We start from the raw sequence: 16836 nt of genomic DNA, 5'->3' as shown, positions 1-16836 counted from the left end.
GCTAATTAAAGTGTAGATTTAACATACAGGACATCGTATGAATATTACCGTTACAGAAACGGCTGAAGATTATTTAGTAGAACTTCTTAGCAAGCAAGATGTAGAGGGCATGGCGGTGCGTATGTTTGTCACTCAGCCAGGGACCTCCTACGCTGAAACTTGTCTTGCATACTGTCGCCCTGATGAAATCATTGAAGATGATGAAGTCATGGAGTTGGCTAAACTACGTTTTTATGTTGAAAAGAATAGCATTCCTTATTTAGATGAAGCTCATGTGGACTTCTCTAAGGATCGAATGGGTGGCCAGCTGACGATAAAAGCGCCTAACGCTAAAGTGCCTAAAGTGTCTGCAGATAGTCCGATAGCTGAGCAGATTAATTATATTCTTTACTCAGAAATTAACCCGGGCCTTTCATCTCATGGTGGTGAGGTGAAGCTAATGGAAGTTGTCGAGGAGGAAGAGGGGCAGATTGCTATTCTTCAATTCGGCGGTGGTTGCCAAGGGTGTAGCGCTGTTGACATGACTCTGAAAGACGGAGTTGAGGCAACCTTAGTTGAGCGTATCGCAGATTTGGTTGGGGTACGTGATGTAACCGACCATAGTGTGCGTGAAAACGCATATTATAAATAACATGTGATTGAAAAGGGGAAGCTTGCTTCCCCTTTTCAATTGTCTCCGCCCTAAGATGCTGTTATAAAATAACAATGCTTCTAATATCTACAACCTTCATGACACTCTAAACGCTGTATTATTTTGATCCCGCTGGTTGCATTTATATAGAAACACCCCCATGTAACCATTAATCGTTTATCGCGTATTTAAAGAATTTATCCGCAGAGCACCGCGGACCTGTTTGATGAGGCTATTGCTGCATGACTCAACATGACGAATCACAGTCACAAGTAATTGAATTGCCCGTACTCCCATTACGGGATGTCGTTGTTTATCCGCACATGGTGATCCCACTTTTTGTTGGGCGGGAAAAATCCATTGATGCACTTGAAGCAGCAATGTCAGGCGAGAAAGAGATCTTATTAGTTGCTCAGAAAAACGCTTCTGATGATGAACCTCTGGCGGATGATCTGTTTGAAGTAGGTACTGTTGCCAGCATCTTGCAGATGCTGAAACTACCAGATGGTACAGTGAAAGTTCTTGTCGAAGGTGATTACCGTGCGACTATTCATAGTTTGCACGAAGATGAAGGCTTTTTCTCTGCTCAAGCCTCTGTGTTACCTATTGAGGAGCTGACTGAAGCTGAAGACACTTTATACAAACGTACGGTGCTTGAACAGTTTGAACGCTTTGTTCAGGTCAATAAAAAGATACCTTCAGAAGTATTGTCTTCACTGCAAAATATTGATGATGTAGGGCGTTTGGCTGATACCATTGCTGCTCATATGTCTTTGAAATTAGGAGAAAAACAACAGATTCTCGAGATGTTGGGCAATAAAGAGCGTCTTGAGCATCTAATGGCGTTGATGGAGTCTGAAATTGACTTGGTTGAGGTCGAAAAACGGATCCGTGGCCGGGTTAAAAAGCAGATGGAAAAAAGCCAGCGCGAATACTATTTGAATGAGCAGATGAAGGCCATTCAGAAAGAGTTAGGCGATCTGGATGAGTCTGGCACAAACGACATGGATGAGCTGAAGAATCGCATTGCTGAAGCGAAAATGCCTCAGGAAGCGTTCGACAAAACCATGGCGGAATACAACAAATTAAAAATGATGTCACCTATGTCAGCGGAAGCAACCGTTGTGCGTGGTTACATCGACTGGATGCTTTCCATTCCATGGTCTAAGCGTTCAAAAGTTCGTCATGATATGAAGCGAGCTGAGAAAATTCTTAATCAGGATCATTATGGTCTTGAGGAAGTTAAAGATCGCATTCTAGAATATCTCGCTGTTCAAAAGCGCGTTAAAAAGTTAAAAGGCCCTATTCTTTGTCTTGTAGGTCCTCCTGGGGTTGGTAAGACCTCTCTAGGGCGTTCTATTGCACGTGCGACTAATCGTGAGTATGTCCGTATGGCGCTAGGTGGTGTACGTGACGAAGCCGAGATTCGTGGTCACCGTCGTACCTATATAGGTTCAATGCCGGGTAAATTACTACAGAAGATGGCTAAAGTTGGTGTTAAAAATCCACTGTTCTTATTAGATGAAATCGATAAGATGGGTATGGACCAACGTGGAGACCCTGCGTCAGCACTTCTTGAGGTTCTTGATCCGGAGCAAAACTCTAGCTTCAATGATCACTACCTAGAAGTTGATTACGATCTATCGGATGTTATGTTTGTTTGTACCTCGAACTCTATGAATATTCCTGGTCCACTTTTGGATCGTATGGAAATCATTCGTATCCCCGGTTACACCGAAGATGAAAAGCTAAATATTGCTCGTAATTACCTCGTAGAGAAACAATTTAAAAATAATGGCTTAAAAACGGGCGAAGTTGAGATTACAGATAGTGCCATTACTGGACTTATCCGCTACTATACGCGAGAAGCCGGTGTTCGTGGCCTTGAGCGTGAAATTGCTAAGATCTGCCGTAAGGTTGTTAAAGAGCTCGCGCTTTCGAATAAGGCAGGTACTATTACCGTTGATACAGAACAGCTTGAGCACTATAGCGGTGTCCTGAAATACAATTTCGGTATTGCCGAAGAGCAAGATCAAGTTGGACTAGTGACAGGCTTAGCTTGGACTCAAGTTGGTGGCGATATACTTAGTATCGAAGCCGCTGTAGTGCCAGGTAAAGGTCGTCAGGTGACTACAGGTAGCCTTGGCGATGTCATGAAAGAGTCTATTCAAGCGGCGTTGACTGTTGTAAGAAATAGAGCTTCGGCATTAGGTATTGCACCAGACTTTCATGAGAAACATGATATCCATATACATGTTCCTGAAGGGGCAACGCCGAAAGATGGCCCAAGTGCTGGCATCGGCATGTGTACTGCTTTAGTATCAGTCTTGACCAATATACCGGTGAGGGCTGATGTTGCCATGACGGGCGAGATAACCCTTAGGGGGCAAGTCTTGCCTATAGGCGGATTGAAAGAAAAACTGCTTGCAGCTCATAGGGGGGGAATCAAAACGGTTCTTATTCCTAAAGAAAATGAGCGTGATTTGAAGGAGATTCCTGACAATATCAAAGCAGATTTAGATATAAAAGCTGTTAAGTGGATAGATGAAGTTTTAGATATCGCACTTAAGTATCAGCCTAAGCCAATAGAGCAAGAAGAAGGCGAGGTTGTTGCAGCAAAGGAAAAGCCTGGAAAAGCTGAGCCGGGGCAAATAAAGCCTCATTAGAGTTCATAAGGGGAGAAAGGTGCACAAGTTGTCTTGACACCGCTTTCTACCACTTGGTATAAATGCTTACCATCTTGCTGGGCATGGATTACGAAAATTAAAAATAACGATCTATTAAAGGGGAACAATGTGAATAAGTCTGAACTGATCGACGCTATCGCAGCTTCAGCCGATATTCCTAAAGCAGCTGCTGGTCGTGCACTTGATGCGACTCTAGAAGCAGTAACTGGTGCATTACAGAACGGAGATTCTGTGGCACTTGTAGGTTTCGGTACATTTTCTGTAAAAGAGCGCGCAGCTCGTACAGGTCGCAATCCGCAGACAGGCAAACCAATTGAGATTGCTGCTGCTACGCTGCCTACTTTTAAACCTGGTAAGGCTTTAAAAGACGCAGTTAATAAGTAAGATCTGATCGCGTCACGATCTTACTTTAAGGAGCGGTAGTTCAGTTGGTTAGAATACCTGCCTGTCACGCAGGGGGTCGCGGGTTCGAGTCCCGTCCGTTCCGCCAACAGAAAGAAATCAAGAAAGGCGCATTCGTTTAGAATGCGCTTTTTTTTTGTGTGAAAAAATGCTCAGGGGTTTATAGGCATAATGCTACAGTCCATTCGGGATAACTCCCAAGGAATCATCGCCAAGATTATTGTTGGTTTGATTGCAGTTACTTTTGCTTTATTTGGTGTTGAATCACTTGTTAGTTTAACTGCGGGCAGCAATGCGCCTGCTACAGTTAATGGCGAAGAGATTAGTCAACAGGATCTCGTTCAAGGTGTTCAGCTTCAGAAACGCCAAATGCTTTCCCAGATGGGAGAGGATGCAGATCCAGCGTTGCTTGATGATAACTTAATCAGCAACATGGTACTGGAAGGCCTTATAGAGCAGACTGTTCTTGTTCAGTCCGCTAGCGATCAGGGATTAACATTCTCTGACAACATGATTGATCAACTGATTTTGACAACAACAGATTTTCAACAGGATGGGCAGTTTAATCGTGCGCAGTTTGAAGCTGTTTTACGTAATGCCGGTCTGACACCGATGATGTATCGTGATTTGATACGTAAAGACAAGATAACGGAACAGGAACGTGCAGCGTTTATGTTATCTGCTTTTACTCTCCCTTCTGAGTTGACCTCAATCGCTCAATTGGACAGCCAAACACGAGATCTACGATATTTTACACTTCCTGCATCCTCACTTCGTTCATCTTTAAATGTGAGTGATCAAGAAATTGCAGATTACTATGATGAGCATCGTTCAGAGTACTTAACTGATGAGCAGGTTGCTATAGAGTACTTATTACTTGAACGTAGCGCGTTAGAAACTGAAATAACAGTGACGGATGAGCAGTTAGAAAGTGCTTATCAGCTATTAATTGATACCTTTCAAGCACAAGAACTTCGCCACTCTGCGCACATTCTCGTCGCTATCTCAGATGAGCAGGATGATGCTGCTGCAAAAGCTAAGGCTGCTAATATTGCTGAACGTATAGCGGCGGGTGAGGCTTTTGAGGCTATTGCTAAAACTGAATCAGATGACCCTGCGTCCGCTGAAATGGGTGGTGATTTAGGTGTTAATGAGAAAGGTGTATTTTCTGATGAGTTTGATAATGCACTCTTTGCCTTAGAGAAAGGGCAAGTATCATCGCCTGTTAGAACTGAATTTGGTTACCATATTATTAAGCTTATCGATATTGAAGCAACTGAAGTGCCTTCTTTTGAAAAAGCTAAAGCTGATCTTGCAAGTGATCTGCTAAATCAATTATCTGAGGAAGAATATGTAGCTCAGTTAGAGCGCTTAGCTGATATATCTTTCTCTTCTGGTGATTTGGTTGAGCCTTCTGAAGTGCTTGATCTTGAAATTCAAAAGACAGAGCTTTTCTCCCGCACGGGTAGTGAAGATGAAATTACAGCTAACCCTAAAGTCTTGGGCGTCGCCTTTGATGAAGAGCTGATTAAAGATGGGTTGAATAGTACACCTATCGAATTAGATTCTGGCCGGGCCCTAGTGTTACGAGTAGTTCAACATGAGCTACCTCGTGAGAAAACACTTGAAGAAGTTGCTGCCATGATTAAAGAAGCGTTGTTAGATGAAAAGGTAGCGCAAGCTTTAGCGGCTCAAGCGGATGAACTTATCGCTAAACTGAAGCAAGGAGATAGCTTAGAGAATGTCGCTACGGGTGCCACGGTAACGACGCTTGCCGGCGTCACTCGTACTCAACAGGATTTACCGCAAGAGTTACGATCTGCTGTATTTAAATTGCCTAAGCCTGCTGAGAACGCTATGAGCTATGCGGCAGTTGATATGCTAGATGGTAGCAAATCAATCGTAGTGCTTGATAAAGTAACTGAGGCGGATGTTGACCTGAAGCCGGAAGAGATTAGCTATATGAGTATGATGCTGAGTAACCGTAAAGGTCAGCAGGATTACCAAGATTATCTAACTCAACTAAAAGAGAAAGCTGAAGTAGAACGTTTGTAATTTTACTTTAGATAAAAAAACCACCTTCAGGTGGTTTTTTTGTTTAGGCTATCGCTGATTTTTTGCTCGTAGGTTTAACATGCACTAAAGACTGTTTTGAGTTGAGGATCATTGAGCTGGCTGGCCGGTGTAATGGTTTTTCGCTGCCAAGGAACAAAGCCTAAGTACCAGCAGCGCCAGAAGTTAACGCTAGCTTGAGGGTTTTCTTGTAGCAAGGCTTCTAGCGTTTGCACTTTACCAATCTCAATCCCTAAGGCCTCCTTGAATATGTGGTGGACAAACTTTGAGCAAAACTGACGCTTTGAATCGTATTTAAAACCTAAGTGGTAATAAATCCCCATTTTTTCTTCTGCTGCATATTTTAGTTTATCAATCTGCTCTTGATTGAGCCCCTCTTTTACCCGCATAACACTGACTTCGTTATTGGTTGTTCTAGAAAGAAACTTGCGTAAAGGGCAGCGTGTTACTTTAGGGACTGCGCTTTCCAGTACATACCATTGATTATTTTCTTGGACAATAAAGCCCACATGTGAGGTCCAGCTTCCAGTGCCTTTGGCGACTTGGCGATAGAGAAAGCTATCAATCGAGATGAAGATAATATCGCCTTCTTTAACTTTATTAGTGATCTCTTTTTCAAGTTGATCCAGTTGTTGTGTATTCATCTCTGCTATCTCCTGCTACTTACTTAATATTTAAACGTCATCCGTTTTTTGTTGGAGCAAGTATTAATTTTATCTGCCTATAAGGGGATTAAATTTCAACAAGTCGCGTATATTGATACTTTATGGTGCATTTAGCTCTATAGGTTGGGTGCAAATAAAAGGGGGAGGGGTAAAATGCCAACGACTTAACAGCGGTCATTTTAACGAACGGAGTTGGCTAGTTTATTTATGCGCATTTTACTATTGTCTGCTTATGATGCTGATAGTCATGTTTATTGGCGAGAAGGACTGGTCACACACTTATCTGAATATCAATGGACAGTACTTAAGTTACCGGGTCGATACTTTAGCTGGCGAATGAGAGGGAATAGCTTAAGCTGGGCTTTCTCTGAATATGAAACACTCTCCCAGCCGTATGATTTAGTGATCGCTACGTCGATGACCGACTTATCCTCCTTGCGGGGGTTTGTTCCCTCTTTGGCTAATACGCCTACCTTGGTTTATTTTCATGAGAATCAATTTGCTTATCCAAGTTCAGGTAAAGAGTTTAAGAGCGTAGAACCCTGTATTTTGAACTTATATACGGCATTAGCAGCGGATTATTGCTTGTTCAACAGTGAGTATAATCGGAAGACAATGTTAGAAGGCGCGGCAGTTTTACTGGCTAAATTACCTGACCAAGTGCCTTTAGGTTTAATTGAAAGGATTAGGAAGCGCTCCTCAGTGCTGCCTGTCCCTTTGAGTGATGATAGTTTTTTGCCGAGTACTGCTATAAACGGCGAGTTTACTATTACTTGGAATCACCGTTGGGAGTATGACAAAAACCCTCAATTACTCTTAGATAGCATGCGGTTGTTATCTGATTTTGATGTGGATTTTACGCTCAATATTGTTGGTCAGCAGTTTCGGAAGATTCCTAAACAGTTCGATCTACTTAACGCGTTATTGGCTGATAGGATAGGGCATTGGGGCTATATGCAGTCGCGCTCGGCTTATCAGCAGTTGTTACAGCAATCTGATGTGGTTCTATCAACGGCCTTACATGATTATCAAGGTATTGCTGTACTTGAAGGTGCGGCTGCAGGTGCGCTTCCTGTTGTCCCTGATAGGCTCGCTTATACCGAACTGTTCCCTGAAAGCTGTCGCTATAGTGGAGAGGACGAGGCTGAGACGCTTGCGCTTTTTTTAAAGCAATTGATTGATTATAAGAAAGCTGGGAGCGGGCTTGAATGTGTCGATGTCTCTCATTTGAACTGGACGGTAATGGCGGACCATTACCGTCGTATTATTCAGCAGGTTGCATCAGGTAATCTGGTTAATTAAAGGCGGCGAGTATTAAATTTACGACCTTTAATTTTGCCTTTATTTAAGCTCTCTACTGCAGATCGAGCCACTTTAGCATCAACAGCAACGTAAGCGACATAATCTAGTACGTTAATCTTACCGACTTGGCTGCCATCAATACCGGCATCACCGGTCAGAGCACCGAGAATATCGCCTGGGCGTACTTTGTCTTTTTTACCGCCCGCAATAGAAAGTGTCGTCATGGGAGGCTTGCTAGGAACAAAGTCTGCTTTGGCGGTAGGTAAAGGCGTCACACTGAATTCAGTCTTTAGATATGTCTCAATTGCCGCTACTTTATAGGCTTCTGATGGCTGATAAAGGTTGAGGGCGATCCCCTGTTTTCCTGCACGACCAGTACGGCCAATACGATGGGTGTGTACCTCAGCATCGCGGGTGATGTCATAGTTTATTACACAGGGTAACTCGTCAATATCAAGGCCACGTGCGGCCACATCCGTTGCAATCAAGAATGAACAGCTGCGATTGGCAAACTGCATAAGCACTTGGTCACGCTCTCGTTGTTCCAAATCGCCGTGGATCGCTCTAGCGCTATAGCCCATCGCTTTTAGGTGTTGTTGAACATCGTTACAGGTTTGCTTCATATTACAGAAAATTACTGCAAACTCAGGTTGATAGTTACTGATAATATCTGTCAGATTATTGAGTTTATTTTCTTTGTTAATCTCAAAGAAATATTGCTCAATTTGGTTTTGGCTATGGGTTGATTCAACTTCAACTGTCACAGGGTCTACTAGAATATCAGCGCTAAGTTTAGCGATTGATTTAGGGTAGGTCGCAGAGAAGAGTAGTGTTTGGCGCTTTTTGGGTGCATGGGAGATGATATCCCTAATATCGTCTGCAAAGCCCATATCGAGCATACGGTCGGCTTCATCTAAGACAACTGTATGGACTTGCTCTAAGCGTAAGGTTTTCTTGCGAAGGTGATCTTTGATGCGTCCTGGCGTGCCTACAACAATGTGAGCACCATGCTCTAAAGAGCCAATCTGTGGCCCGATAGACTGCCCGCCACATAAAGTTAAAATCTTCACATTCTCTGTAAAGCGTGCAAGTTTACGCAACTCGTTAGCGACTTGGGTGGCAAGCTCACGGGTAGGGCAAAGCACTAGTGATTGTGTGGCAAAGTTCTTTGTCTTGAGTTTTAGTAGCGTGCCAATACCGAAAACAGCTGTTTTACCACTGCCAGTCTTGGCTTTGGCTATTAGATCCTTACCGGCAAGAAGTTCTGGTAGTGCTTGCTCTTGAATTGCGGTCATATGTTGATAACCCAAGCTATCTAAGTTGGCAAGCATCGATTGGGGCAGGTCTAAACTGGAGAAAGGGGTATTGGACACAGTAAGCTCATTTGGAAAGAATTAAAGATAAGTGGATTATAAATCAAATTCGTCTGCTTCGGAGAAAAAAGCGTCGTAAATCGTCTTTAAGGACAGAATTATTTATAAAGCTTGAGGTGAAAAAGGGATAGCTTAGAAGATTCATTATTTTCCGGCTCCTTTTCAAGAAGTCAGTATTTTTTTTGCGTATACTCGTGTCTGCATTTAACGATGATTTGGTAGAAAAGATGAAGACTCGATATGACGTTGTGATAGTAGGCGGTGGCATGGTTGGTGCGACAATCGCTTGTGCCTTAGGTGGTAGTAATCTATCTGTGGCGGTTCTTGAAAATCACTACCCTGCGGAGTTTGATAGTGAGCAGCCACACGATCTACGTGTTTCAGCTATTAGTGTAGCGTCTCAAAATATCTTACAGAAGGTTGGAGTCTGGGAAGGTATATTATCGCGCCGTAGTTGTCCTTATCGTCGTATGAAAGTGTGGGAGGCGAGTGAAGAGAAGGCTGCTACAGAGTTCGTTTCAGATCATATTGGCTGTGATTACCTAGGCCATATTGTAGAAAATCGTATCATTCAATTAGCTTTGCTAGAGCGTTTGCAGCAGTTTGATAATATCGACCTTATCTGCCCTGCAGGTATTCAGGAGATTGATTACTCTCCTGGTAGCAGCATCATTCGTTTAGATAATGATCGGGAAATTATAGCAAGGCTTCTGGTTGCGGCCGATGGTGGTGAGTCAAAGGTACGTTCAGCGGCAGGTATTGGCGTTAATAAGTGGGATTATGAGCAAAGTGCATTAGTTGCCTCAGTTACAACCCACTATCCGCAACAAGATATCACTTGGCAGCAATTTACTCCTACTGGACCTTTAGCGTTTCTACCATTGTCTGGCAATCACGCATCTCTGGTTTGGTATAACACCCCAGATGAGATAAAACGGTTAATGGCATTGCCTGATGATCGCTTTATGGCTGAATTAACATCGGTCTTTCCTGACTGTTTAGGGAATATAGATCAACTCTTAGGACGTGGTGCTTTTCCATTAAGACGACAGCACGCACAGCAGTATGTACTTGAAGGTGTTGCCTTAGCAGGTGATGCTGCCCATATGATCCACCCGCTTGCAGGCCAGGGCGTTAACATAGGTTTGTTAGACGCTGCTGCACTCGCTGAAACACTGCTTGTTGCTGCTAAGACGGGTGAAGATATCACTGAACTAGAGGTATTGAATGATTACGAAAAACAACGCCGTCAACATAACCTTATTATGATGCAAACCATGGATCTGTTTTATCGTGTCTTTAGTAACCAAAGCGGTCCATTAAAACTACTGCGTAATCTAGGTTTAGGTATTGCGGGTAAAGTGAGTCCTGCTCGAAATAAAGTGATGCGCTTTGCTATGGGGCTTGAAGGGCCATTGCCTGCTTTGGCGCGATCAGAAAATACCCGATCGTAACAAACTCTGTATGCTTAGTATCATTGTTTGTTCTACTAATTCAAACAGTATACAATTCTTGGCTACTTCAACAAGGACTCGTTGTCGCCCGTTATGGAATCACAGGCAGATACCTCTATAGATAGCGGCTTGCAATCATTAATTGCAATCTCTCGTTTTCATCAGCTACCGGCCGAAGCGCCACAAATACAGCATCAGTTCGGAGTGCCGGGGGAGGCTTTTGGAACTACGGAAATTCTTCGTGCGGCTAAATCCTTAGGTTTCAAAACTCGCTTATCGTCGCTGACCTTTTCTAAATTGAATAACGCTGTTTTGCCGGCCATTTTAGTGTCCAACGCAGGAGAGTATTTTGTCCTCGCTAAATGTTGCTCATGCATCAGAGGTTAACTATTCGGTTGACCTGTCAGACATAGAGAATGGTGAAGAAGGTCCACAGCCACCTGAAAGCAAAGTCCTTGTTCTTTTCCCCGATAAACAGAAGCCGGAGCAGTTAAGTGAATCAGAGCTCTCTGAAATGTGGTCTGGCGATACCATTCTTATTAGTAAGCGAGAAGGCATATTAACTAGCTTCAAAGAATTCGATATAAAATGGTTTATCCCTGCTTTATTAAAATACAAAAAGTTTTTTGTTGAAGTTTTTGTTATCTCTTTTTTCTTACAACTTTTTGCCTTAGCTACTCCGCTATTTTTTCAAGTAATCATGGACAAAGTACTGGTACATCGTGGTTTTACCACGTTGGATGTGCTCGCATTTGGCTTTGTTGCCATTGCTGTATTCGATGCCATACTGGGTGGTTTGAGAAATTATGTTTTCTCTCATACCACCAACCGAGTCGATGTCGAACTAGGCGCTCGGTTATTTAACCACCTTGTTTCACTCCCGCTTGCTTATTTTGAATCGCGACAAGTGGGGCAAAGTGTCGCGCGTGTTCGGGAACTTGATACGATCCGTAACTTTATAACGGGTACAGCATTAACGCTGGTTATCGATCTATTTTTTACCATCGTCTTTTTTGCTGTGATGTGGTTTTACAGCCCAACCCTCACAATAATTGTTTTACTTACGATCCCTTTTTATATAGCACTTTCTATCTTTATTACACCCATTTTACGTCACCGATTAGATGAAAAGTTTAAGCACGGCGCTGAGAATCAGGCGTTTCTCGTAGAAGCGGTAACTGGTGTGGAGACTTTAAAGTCAATGTCGGTTGAGCCGCAAATGCAACGTAAATGGGAAGATCAGCTTTCTAAATATGTAACCGCCTCATTCCGAACCCAGAATTTAAATAACGTGGCTAATCAAATAGCCGGTTTTATCAGTAAGATAACCACCGTTCTGATTATTTGGTACGGCGCACATCTTGTCATTGATGGGCAATTAACCGTCGGTCAATTAGTGGCGTTTAATATGATTGCGGGAAGAGTATCTGGGCCTATCCTTAAGCTTGTGCAGCTATGGCAGGATTTTCAACAAGCAGGAATTTCTGTTAAACGGTTAGGGGATATCCTCAATACTCCAACGGAACCCGGTTATAACCCTAATCGAAGCACGCTACCTAAGCTGGAAGGCAAGGTTACATTTGAACATCTAAATTTCCGCTATCGCCCTGATGGCCCACGTATTCTGAATGAAATATCTTTGAACGTACAACCGGGGGAAGTGATCGGTATTGTTGGTCGCTCAGGTTCAGGAAAAAGCACTCTCACCAAGCTAATTCAACGGATGTATGTCCCTGAAGCTGGCAGAGTACTGATAGATGGTGTGGACCTCGCGATGGTTGATACTGCGTGGCTACGTCGCAATATAGGTGTGGTGCTACAAGAAAACTTTCTATTCAACCGTAGCATTCGAGAGAACATCGCTTTGGCAAACCCCGGCCTTCCGATGGAAGCCGTGGTTCAAGCAGCAAAACTTGCAGGTGCACATGAGTTTATTCTGGAACTGCCTGAAGGCTATGATAATTCAGTCGGTGAGCATGGCTGTAACTTATCAGGTGGTCAACGCCAACGTATCGCTATAGCCCGTGCGCTGATTACTAATCCACGTATCTTGTTATTTGACGAAGCAACCAGTGCCTTAGACTATGAATCTGAACGCATTATTCAGCAAAATATGCACGCCATCTGTCATAACCGTACAGTATTTATCATTGCCCACCGTTTAAGCACGGTACGCCAATGCGACCGAATCATTGTGATAGATAAGGGACGAATTGTAGAAACCGGCAATCATGATGAGTTAATAAAACAGCAGGGCTATTATCACCAACTTCATAGTATGCAAAATGGTGTGGGTAAACCTTTACGGCCAGTAAAAAATGGCAGTGATCAGGTGATCACTTAGATAGTGATACGGCTAGTAACTGCAACTAAACAAGGAATTGTTTTAAACAATGGAAGTTATCACTAAAATTCTTAAACATTGGCAGGAACGTGACAGGATGGGAGATAGCGATTTAGCCCGTCAAGAGTTAGCTTTCTTACCTGCTGCACTTGAGATAAAAGAGAAGCCACCTCACCCTATTAGTCGAGTGACGGCCTATGTGCTGCTAGCCTTATTTACTATAGGTCTTGTATGGGCTTGTGTTGGGGAAGTAGATATTGTTGCCACCGCCGAAGGTAAAATCATTCCCTCCGGACAAGTCAAATTAATACAGCCCTTTGAGCGAGCGGTAGTCTCCACCATTTTGGTGCAAGATGGGCAGCTAGTAAAAGCGGGACAGCCGCTTGTTGAATTGGATCGTGGGCAGACTGGGGCCAATCAAAAACGCTTAGAGCAAGAGATCATGCAAAACCGTTTGAATATGCAGCGCTTAAGTTACTTCAAACAGCACCTAGATCTACAGGCCATTCAACACCGCTCTTTAGACGACAGTCAGACTAAATCACTATCAGAACCACAACGTGCATTAAGTACTGATACATTAACTTGGCCGGATGCGAGCGATTACCAAAAGCTGCAGCAAACACTGCTCCTTCAGCAACAGAAAGAAAGTTTTGATGCAGAGCAATCAAGACTTTTTCAATTGATTATCGATAAAGAGGCAGAACAACAGGTCAACATAGCACTGACTAATAAGCTCAAAGGCACCTTGCCGCTGATCACTCAGCGGGTCAGTGCATTAAAAAAACTCATGCAGCAAAAGATGGCTGCTCGGGTTCAATACTTAGAGCTTGAACAGCTCAGAATTGAACAGCAACAAGACCTGCTCGGCGCCAAAGCACGAAACCGCCAGTTGAAAGCGCAATTGGATGAATTAGAGCAGCAAAACCAAGCCTTAATCGCCCGCACCCGAAGTGAAAACCTACAGGAACTCTTACAAACCGATAGAGAGTACCTAAGTCTCAGTCAGGAGCTTAATAAAGCCAATGACCTGAATAAAAAGCAGATCCTCACATCCCCTGTGAATGGGGTCGTTCAGGAGCTGGCAATTCATACCATTGGTGGCGTAGTCACCGAAGCACAAACATTAATGAAAATAGTCCCAGAGAATCAGCAGTTAGAAGTAGAAGCTTGGTTAGAGAATAAAGATATCGGCTTTGTCACGACCAACCAAACAGTCGAAGTAAAAATTCATACATTCAACTTTACCAAATACGGCATTATCGATGGGCATGTCGAAACGATCTCAAGCGATGCCACTGTAGATGAAAAGCGCGGGCTTATTTATAAAGCCAAAGTTTTATTAGCAAAGAATAGTTTAATGGTAGATGGGCGAGAGGTTCAATTAGTACCGGGAATGGGTGTGAGTGCAGAGATTAAGATAGGTAAGCGGTTGTTGATTGAATATATAACTGCGCCGTTGCTTAGGTATAAGAGTGAGAGTTTAGATGAAAGATAAAACAACAAATATCTCTTTATTAGTAAGCATATTACTCCTTTCAACGGCTATTAGAGCGGAGGATGCGAGTGAGGTGGTTCAACAATCTACTCATCCGTCTAAAACTGGAGAATCGATTGTTTATACCATCCAAGGTAAAAAGGACCCAAGGTTAAAAGCTACGTTTTTAGCATCTTATATAAGTACAAGCAGATCAGAGGCCTGTTCATATAAACAAGCCACGACTGCTAGTCGTAAAGTACGAATAGCGGATAAAGCTTATCCGGTAACAGAAGAAAACTATCGCATTAAAATCCCTATTTTTCTGGAAGAAAGCGAAACTGAATGCGGTTATCGGTTTTCTCGAATTGAGTTGGTATTGCAACGAAATTACGACAACAGCTTATATTCAAAACATATTGTTTTGGATAGAACACCGAAAGCCCGTGCGATTTATCGAGGCAGTCGAGGAGGTTTTATGGGCGTAACTGGCCCTAAGCATCCAGCGAAACTGACCACATCTAAAAAGTATTTTAGAGTCGCGACTGAGACTAATTATATCTGTATGACTTGGTTCTACTCGACACGTGGGCGTAGTGGGCTTGTCTGTCGTATGCAGATAAAAAATGGTGAAGGTAAGAATAAATTCATTCCTACTAACCCCCAAAAAACAGTTGTGACTCATCCGGAATTTGGTACTGATCAGATTAAAAGTGAATTCTTGACCATCAATATGATTGCGGATGACGAAAACAGTAAATTAGCTAACGGGAAAGAGGTACTGCCTGATTATTTCAGGACTTTGCCAAAGCCAGAGCCTTCTCCCTGGCAGAAAATAAAGAATGAAATTACTACCTATTTTAACTGAATAATAAAAAGTTAAGGATGACTCATGAGTGACGTTATACGTATAGGCGCTTTTTTTGACGGTACCGGCAACAATATTTGGAATGATGAAAAGATAGGTGATGGTAGTCAAACGAATGTTGCAAAACTGTACAGCCTTTATGAAGATCAAGATTATGAAGTGCTTTATGAAGAGGGAGTAGGTACTGAGAAATACAGAGGAGACGTCCCTGATCCGCTGACGTTTGATGATACAGAGATAAAAGCCATTATTAATGGTGATATACAAAAGGATGAAAAGTATGATGCTTTTCCCGAAATGGCTTTTGGTACCACAGCAAAAAGCCATGTGGAGGATATGCTCGTAAAAATTTCTAATGTCATTGAACAGCACCCCGACAAAGAAATTGTATTTGATGCTCCAACGGGCGCCGGAGAAGTGATCCCTCAGAATGTGAAGGACCAGTTACAGCCTGTGTTGGCTGCAAGCTGGCAATCTACTAGTTGAAAGGTATGTAGGCTCTGAGTAAAACCCCGTAATTACGGGGTTTTTTATTCCTACTTAGCAGCAATGATAGTACGTTGGTAAGACGATGGTTTTAAATTTAGGGGAAAGGTCAATTGCTACAGGTAGAAAGGCACAAAAAAAGCCGGTCAGGGCGACCGGCAAAGGATATAGGCTGAATTAACCAGCCAGAGTAGAGAGGTGGGATCGTAACGTGATCCCGAACGATCTATTCTTTCGCTGCTGCTTTTGGCGCTGCAGGTTTACGCTTTGCAGGTGCTCTTTTCGCAGGAGCTTTCTTTGCTGGGGCTGCTGCAGCAGGCTCGGCTTTAGTTTTAGGTACTACAGTTTCAGGTACTACAGCTGCGGTAGCTTCAGATATAGCGTTTGTTGTGGCTTCTGTTGCTTCCGTTATAAATTTATTGAAATCAGATACGTAAGGCATTTCGCCGATTTCAGAAAGACTCTTTTCTACGATTCCAGAGATCTCTTCTTTTGCTGTAGTTAATGCAGCAAGTTCTTTTTCAGCGACTGAAGTCATTTTTACTTCTAAGTTTTTGAAAAATTGAACCTGAAGCTCAATAGCGTCTTTAGCATCTTTAACTTCTGAAAGTGCTTTTAGCTGAGCAACGCTTGAATCAACAAAGTCTGTTACGTATTCAGACTGAAGGGAAAACAAAGTTTCCAACGCTTTTTTATTTACTTCAGCAACATCAATCGCTGGTTGCATTTTTTCCTGGACGTCTTTCATCAGATCATCATACATGTTCAATTCCTCTGAGAATCAAAAATTAACTTTGTGCGTTGCAGCATTTGTATTCAATATAGTGATTAATAAATAACCTGTCAAATATTTTTTTGTGCAATGCACAAAAAAAGACTGTTTTTTGCTCTTTCTATTTTTATCTCTTTATAAACAATTAGATAGGTAATTCAAGGTGCTTTTCTGTGGGGGGTGATTGGTTGCTATAATGGCTATTAGCGCCCCTCTTAGACCTTAGTTTATTAAAGAGAGGCGAAGAATTATGCCTACTTAAGCTGTTCAAGGTTGTTCATCGTGGCTAATAGTCATTACAA

General features: G+C 42.8%; 14 protein-coding genes and 1 tRNA gene. 12 read left to right on the top strand and 3 right to left on the bottom strand.

The window, feature by feature from the left end; all coding sequences use genetic code 11:
• Positions 1-37 precede the first annotated feature (37 nt).
• The 5 genes from nfuA to Q4492_RS00260 all read left to right on the top strand — a co-directional run bounded on the left by nfuA (position 38) and on the right by Q4492_RS00260 (position 5775).
• Positions 38-631, top strand: coding sequence for a Fe-S biogenesis protein NfuA (gene nfuA / locus Q4492_RS00280; protein ID WP_303415154.1), 594 nt, complete (start codon positions 38-40; stop codon positions 629-631).
• 242 nt (positions 632-873) lie between these two features.
• Positions 874-3297, top strand: coding sequence for an endopeptidase La (lon, locus tag Q4492_RS00275; protein WP_303415153.1), 2424 nt, complete (start codon positions 874-876; stop codon positions 3295-3297).
• A 129-nt stretch (positions 3298-3426) separates the two neighbouring features.
• Complete coding sequence (locus Q4492_RS00270; RefSeq protein ID WP_007020114.1) at positions 3427-3702, top strand: HU family DNA-binding protein; 276 nt, start codon at positions 3427-3429, stop codon at positions 3700-3702.
• A 29-nt stretch (positions 3703-3731) separates the two neighbouring features.
• Positions 3732-3808: transfer RNA gene (locus tag Q4492_RS00265), tRNA-Asp, on the top strand.
• An 83-nt stretch (positions 3809-3891) separates the two neighbouring features.
• Complete coding sequence (locus tag Q4492_RS00260; RefSeq protein WP_303415151.1) at positions 3892-5775, top strand: SurA N-terminal domain-containing protein; 1884 nt, start codon at positions 3892-3894, stop codon at positions 5773-5775.
• A gap of 74 nt (positions 5776-5849) precedes the next feature.
• Here Q4492_RS00260 and Q4492_RS00255 read toward each other — a convergent pair whose 3' ends face one another.
• The gene (locus Q4492_RS00255) at positions 5850-6437 is read right to left on the bottom strand and encodes a YiiX/YebB-like N1pC/P60 family cysteine hydrolase (RefSeq protein ID WP_303415149.1); all 588 of its coding nucleotides are present in this window, start codon (positions 6435-6437) and stop codon (positions 5850-5852) included.
• A gap of 228 nt (positions 6438-6665) precedes the next feature.
• Between Q4492_RS00255 and Q4492_RS00250 the strand changes: the two genes are divergently transcribed.
• Entirely contained in the window at positions 6666-7760 is a 1095-nt protein-coding gene (locus tag Q4492_RS00250) for a DUF3524 domain-containing protein (RefSeq protein ID WP_303415148.1), read from the top strand.
• Here the strand turns inward: Q4492_RS00250 and dbpA are convergent.
• Entirely contained in the window at positions 7757-9133 is a 1377-nt protein-coding gene (gene dbpA, locus Q4492_RS00245; protein WP_303415146.1) for an ATP-dependent RNA helicase DbpA, read from the bottom strand. The genes Q4492_RS00250 and dbpA overlap by 4 nt on opposite strands.
• Before the next feature lie 227 nt (positions 9134-9360).
• Here dbpA and Q4492_RS00240 point away from each other — a divergent pair, with 227 nt between their 5' ends.
• The 6 genes from Q4492_RS00240 to Q4492_RS00215 all read left to right on the top strand — a co-directional run bounded on the left by Q4492_RS00240 (position 9361) and on the right by Q4492_RS00215 (position 15762).
• Entirely contained in the window at positions 9361-10587 is a 1227-nt protein-coding gene (locus tag Q4492_RS00240) for a UbiH/UbiF/VisC/COQ6 family ubiquinone biosynthesis hydroxylase (RefSeq protein ID WP_303415714.1), read from the top strand.
• Positions 10588-10680: 93 nt separating this feature from the next.
• Positions 10681-10974: a cysteine peptidase family C39 domain-containing protein gene (locus tag Q4492_RS00235; RefSeq protein WP_303415145.1), complete on the top strand. Its 294-nt coding sequence runs from the start codon at positions 10681-10683 to the stop codon at positions 10972-10974.
• Entirely contained in the window at positions 10937-12931 is a 1995-nt protein-coding gene (locus Q4492_RS00230) for a type I secretion system permease/ATPase (RefSeq protein ID WP_303415144.1), read from the top strand. Before Q4492_RS00235 ends, Q4492_RS00230 begins: the two co-directional genes overlap by 38 nt.
• A 49-nt stretch (positions 12932-12980) precedes the next feature.
• Positions 12981-14429, top strand: coding sequence for an HlyD family type I secretion periplasmic adaptor subunit (locus tag Q4492_RS00225; RefSeq protein WP_303415143.1), 1449 nt, complete (start codon positions 12981-12983; stop codon positions 14427-14429).
• Positions 14419-15276, top strand: coding sequence for a hypothetical protein (locus Q4492_RS00220; RefSeq protein ID WP_303415141.1), 858 nt, complete (start codon positions 14419-14421; stop codon positions 15274-15276). The genes Q4492_RS00225 and Q4492_RS00220 overlap by 11 nt, the downstream gene beginning before the upstream one ends.
• 24 nt (positions 15277-15300) lie before the next feature.
• Positions 15301-15762: a DUF2235 domain-containing protein gene (locus Q4492_RS00215; RefSeq protein ID WP_303415139.1), complete on the top strand. Its 462-nt coding sequence runs from the start codon at positions 15301-15303 to the stop codon at positions 15760-15762.
• A 226-nt stretch (positions 15763-15988) separates the two neighbouring features.
• Here the strand turns inward: Q4492_RS00215 and Q4492_RS00210 are convergent, their stop codons facing one another.
• Positions 15989-16525 (bottom strand): phasin family protein, encoded by a 537-nt coding sequence (locus Q4492_RS00210; RefSeq protein ID WP_303415138.1) that lies wholly within the window; start codon positions 16523-16525, stop codon positions 15989-15991.
• Positions 16526-16836 lie beyond the last annotated feature (311 nt).

The organism is Neptuniibacter sp. 1_MG-2023, assembly GCF_030547185.1.
Lineage (GTDB): Bacteria > Pseudomonadota > Gammaproteobacteria > Pseudomonadales > Balneatricaceae > Neptuniibacter.
This window is presented reverse-complemented; position numbering and strand designations above follow the sequence as displayed.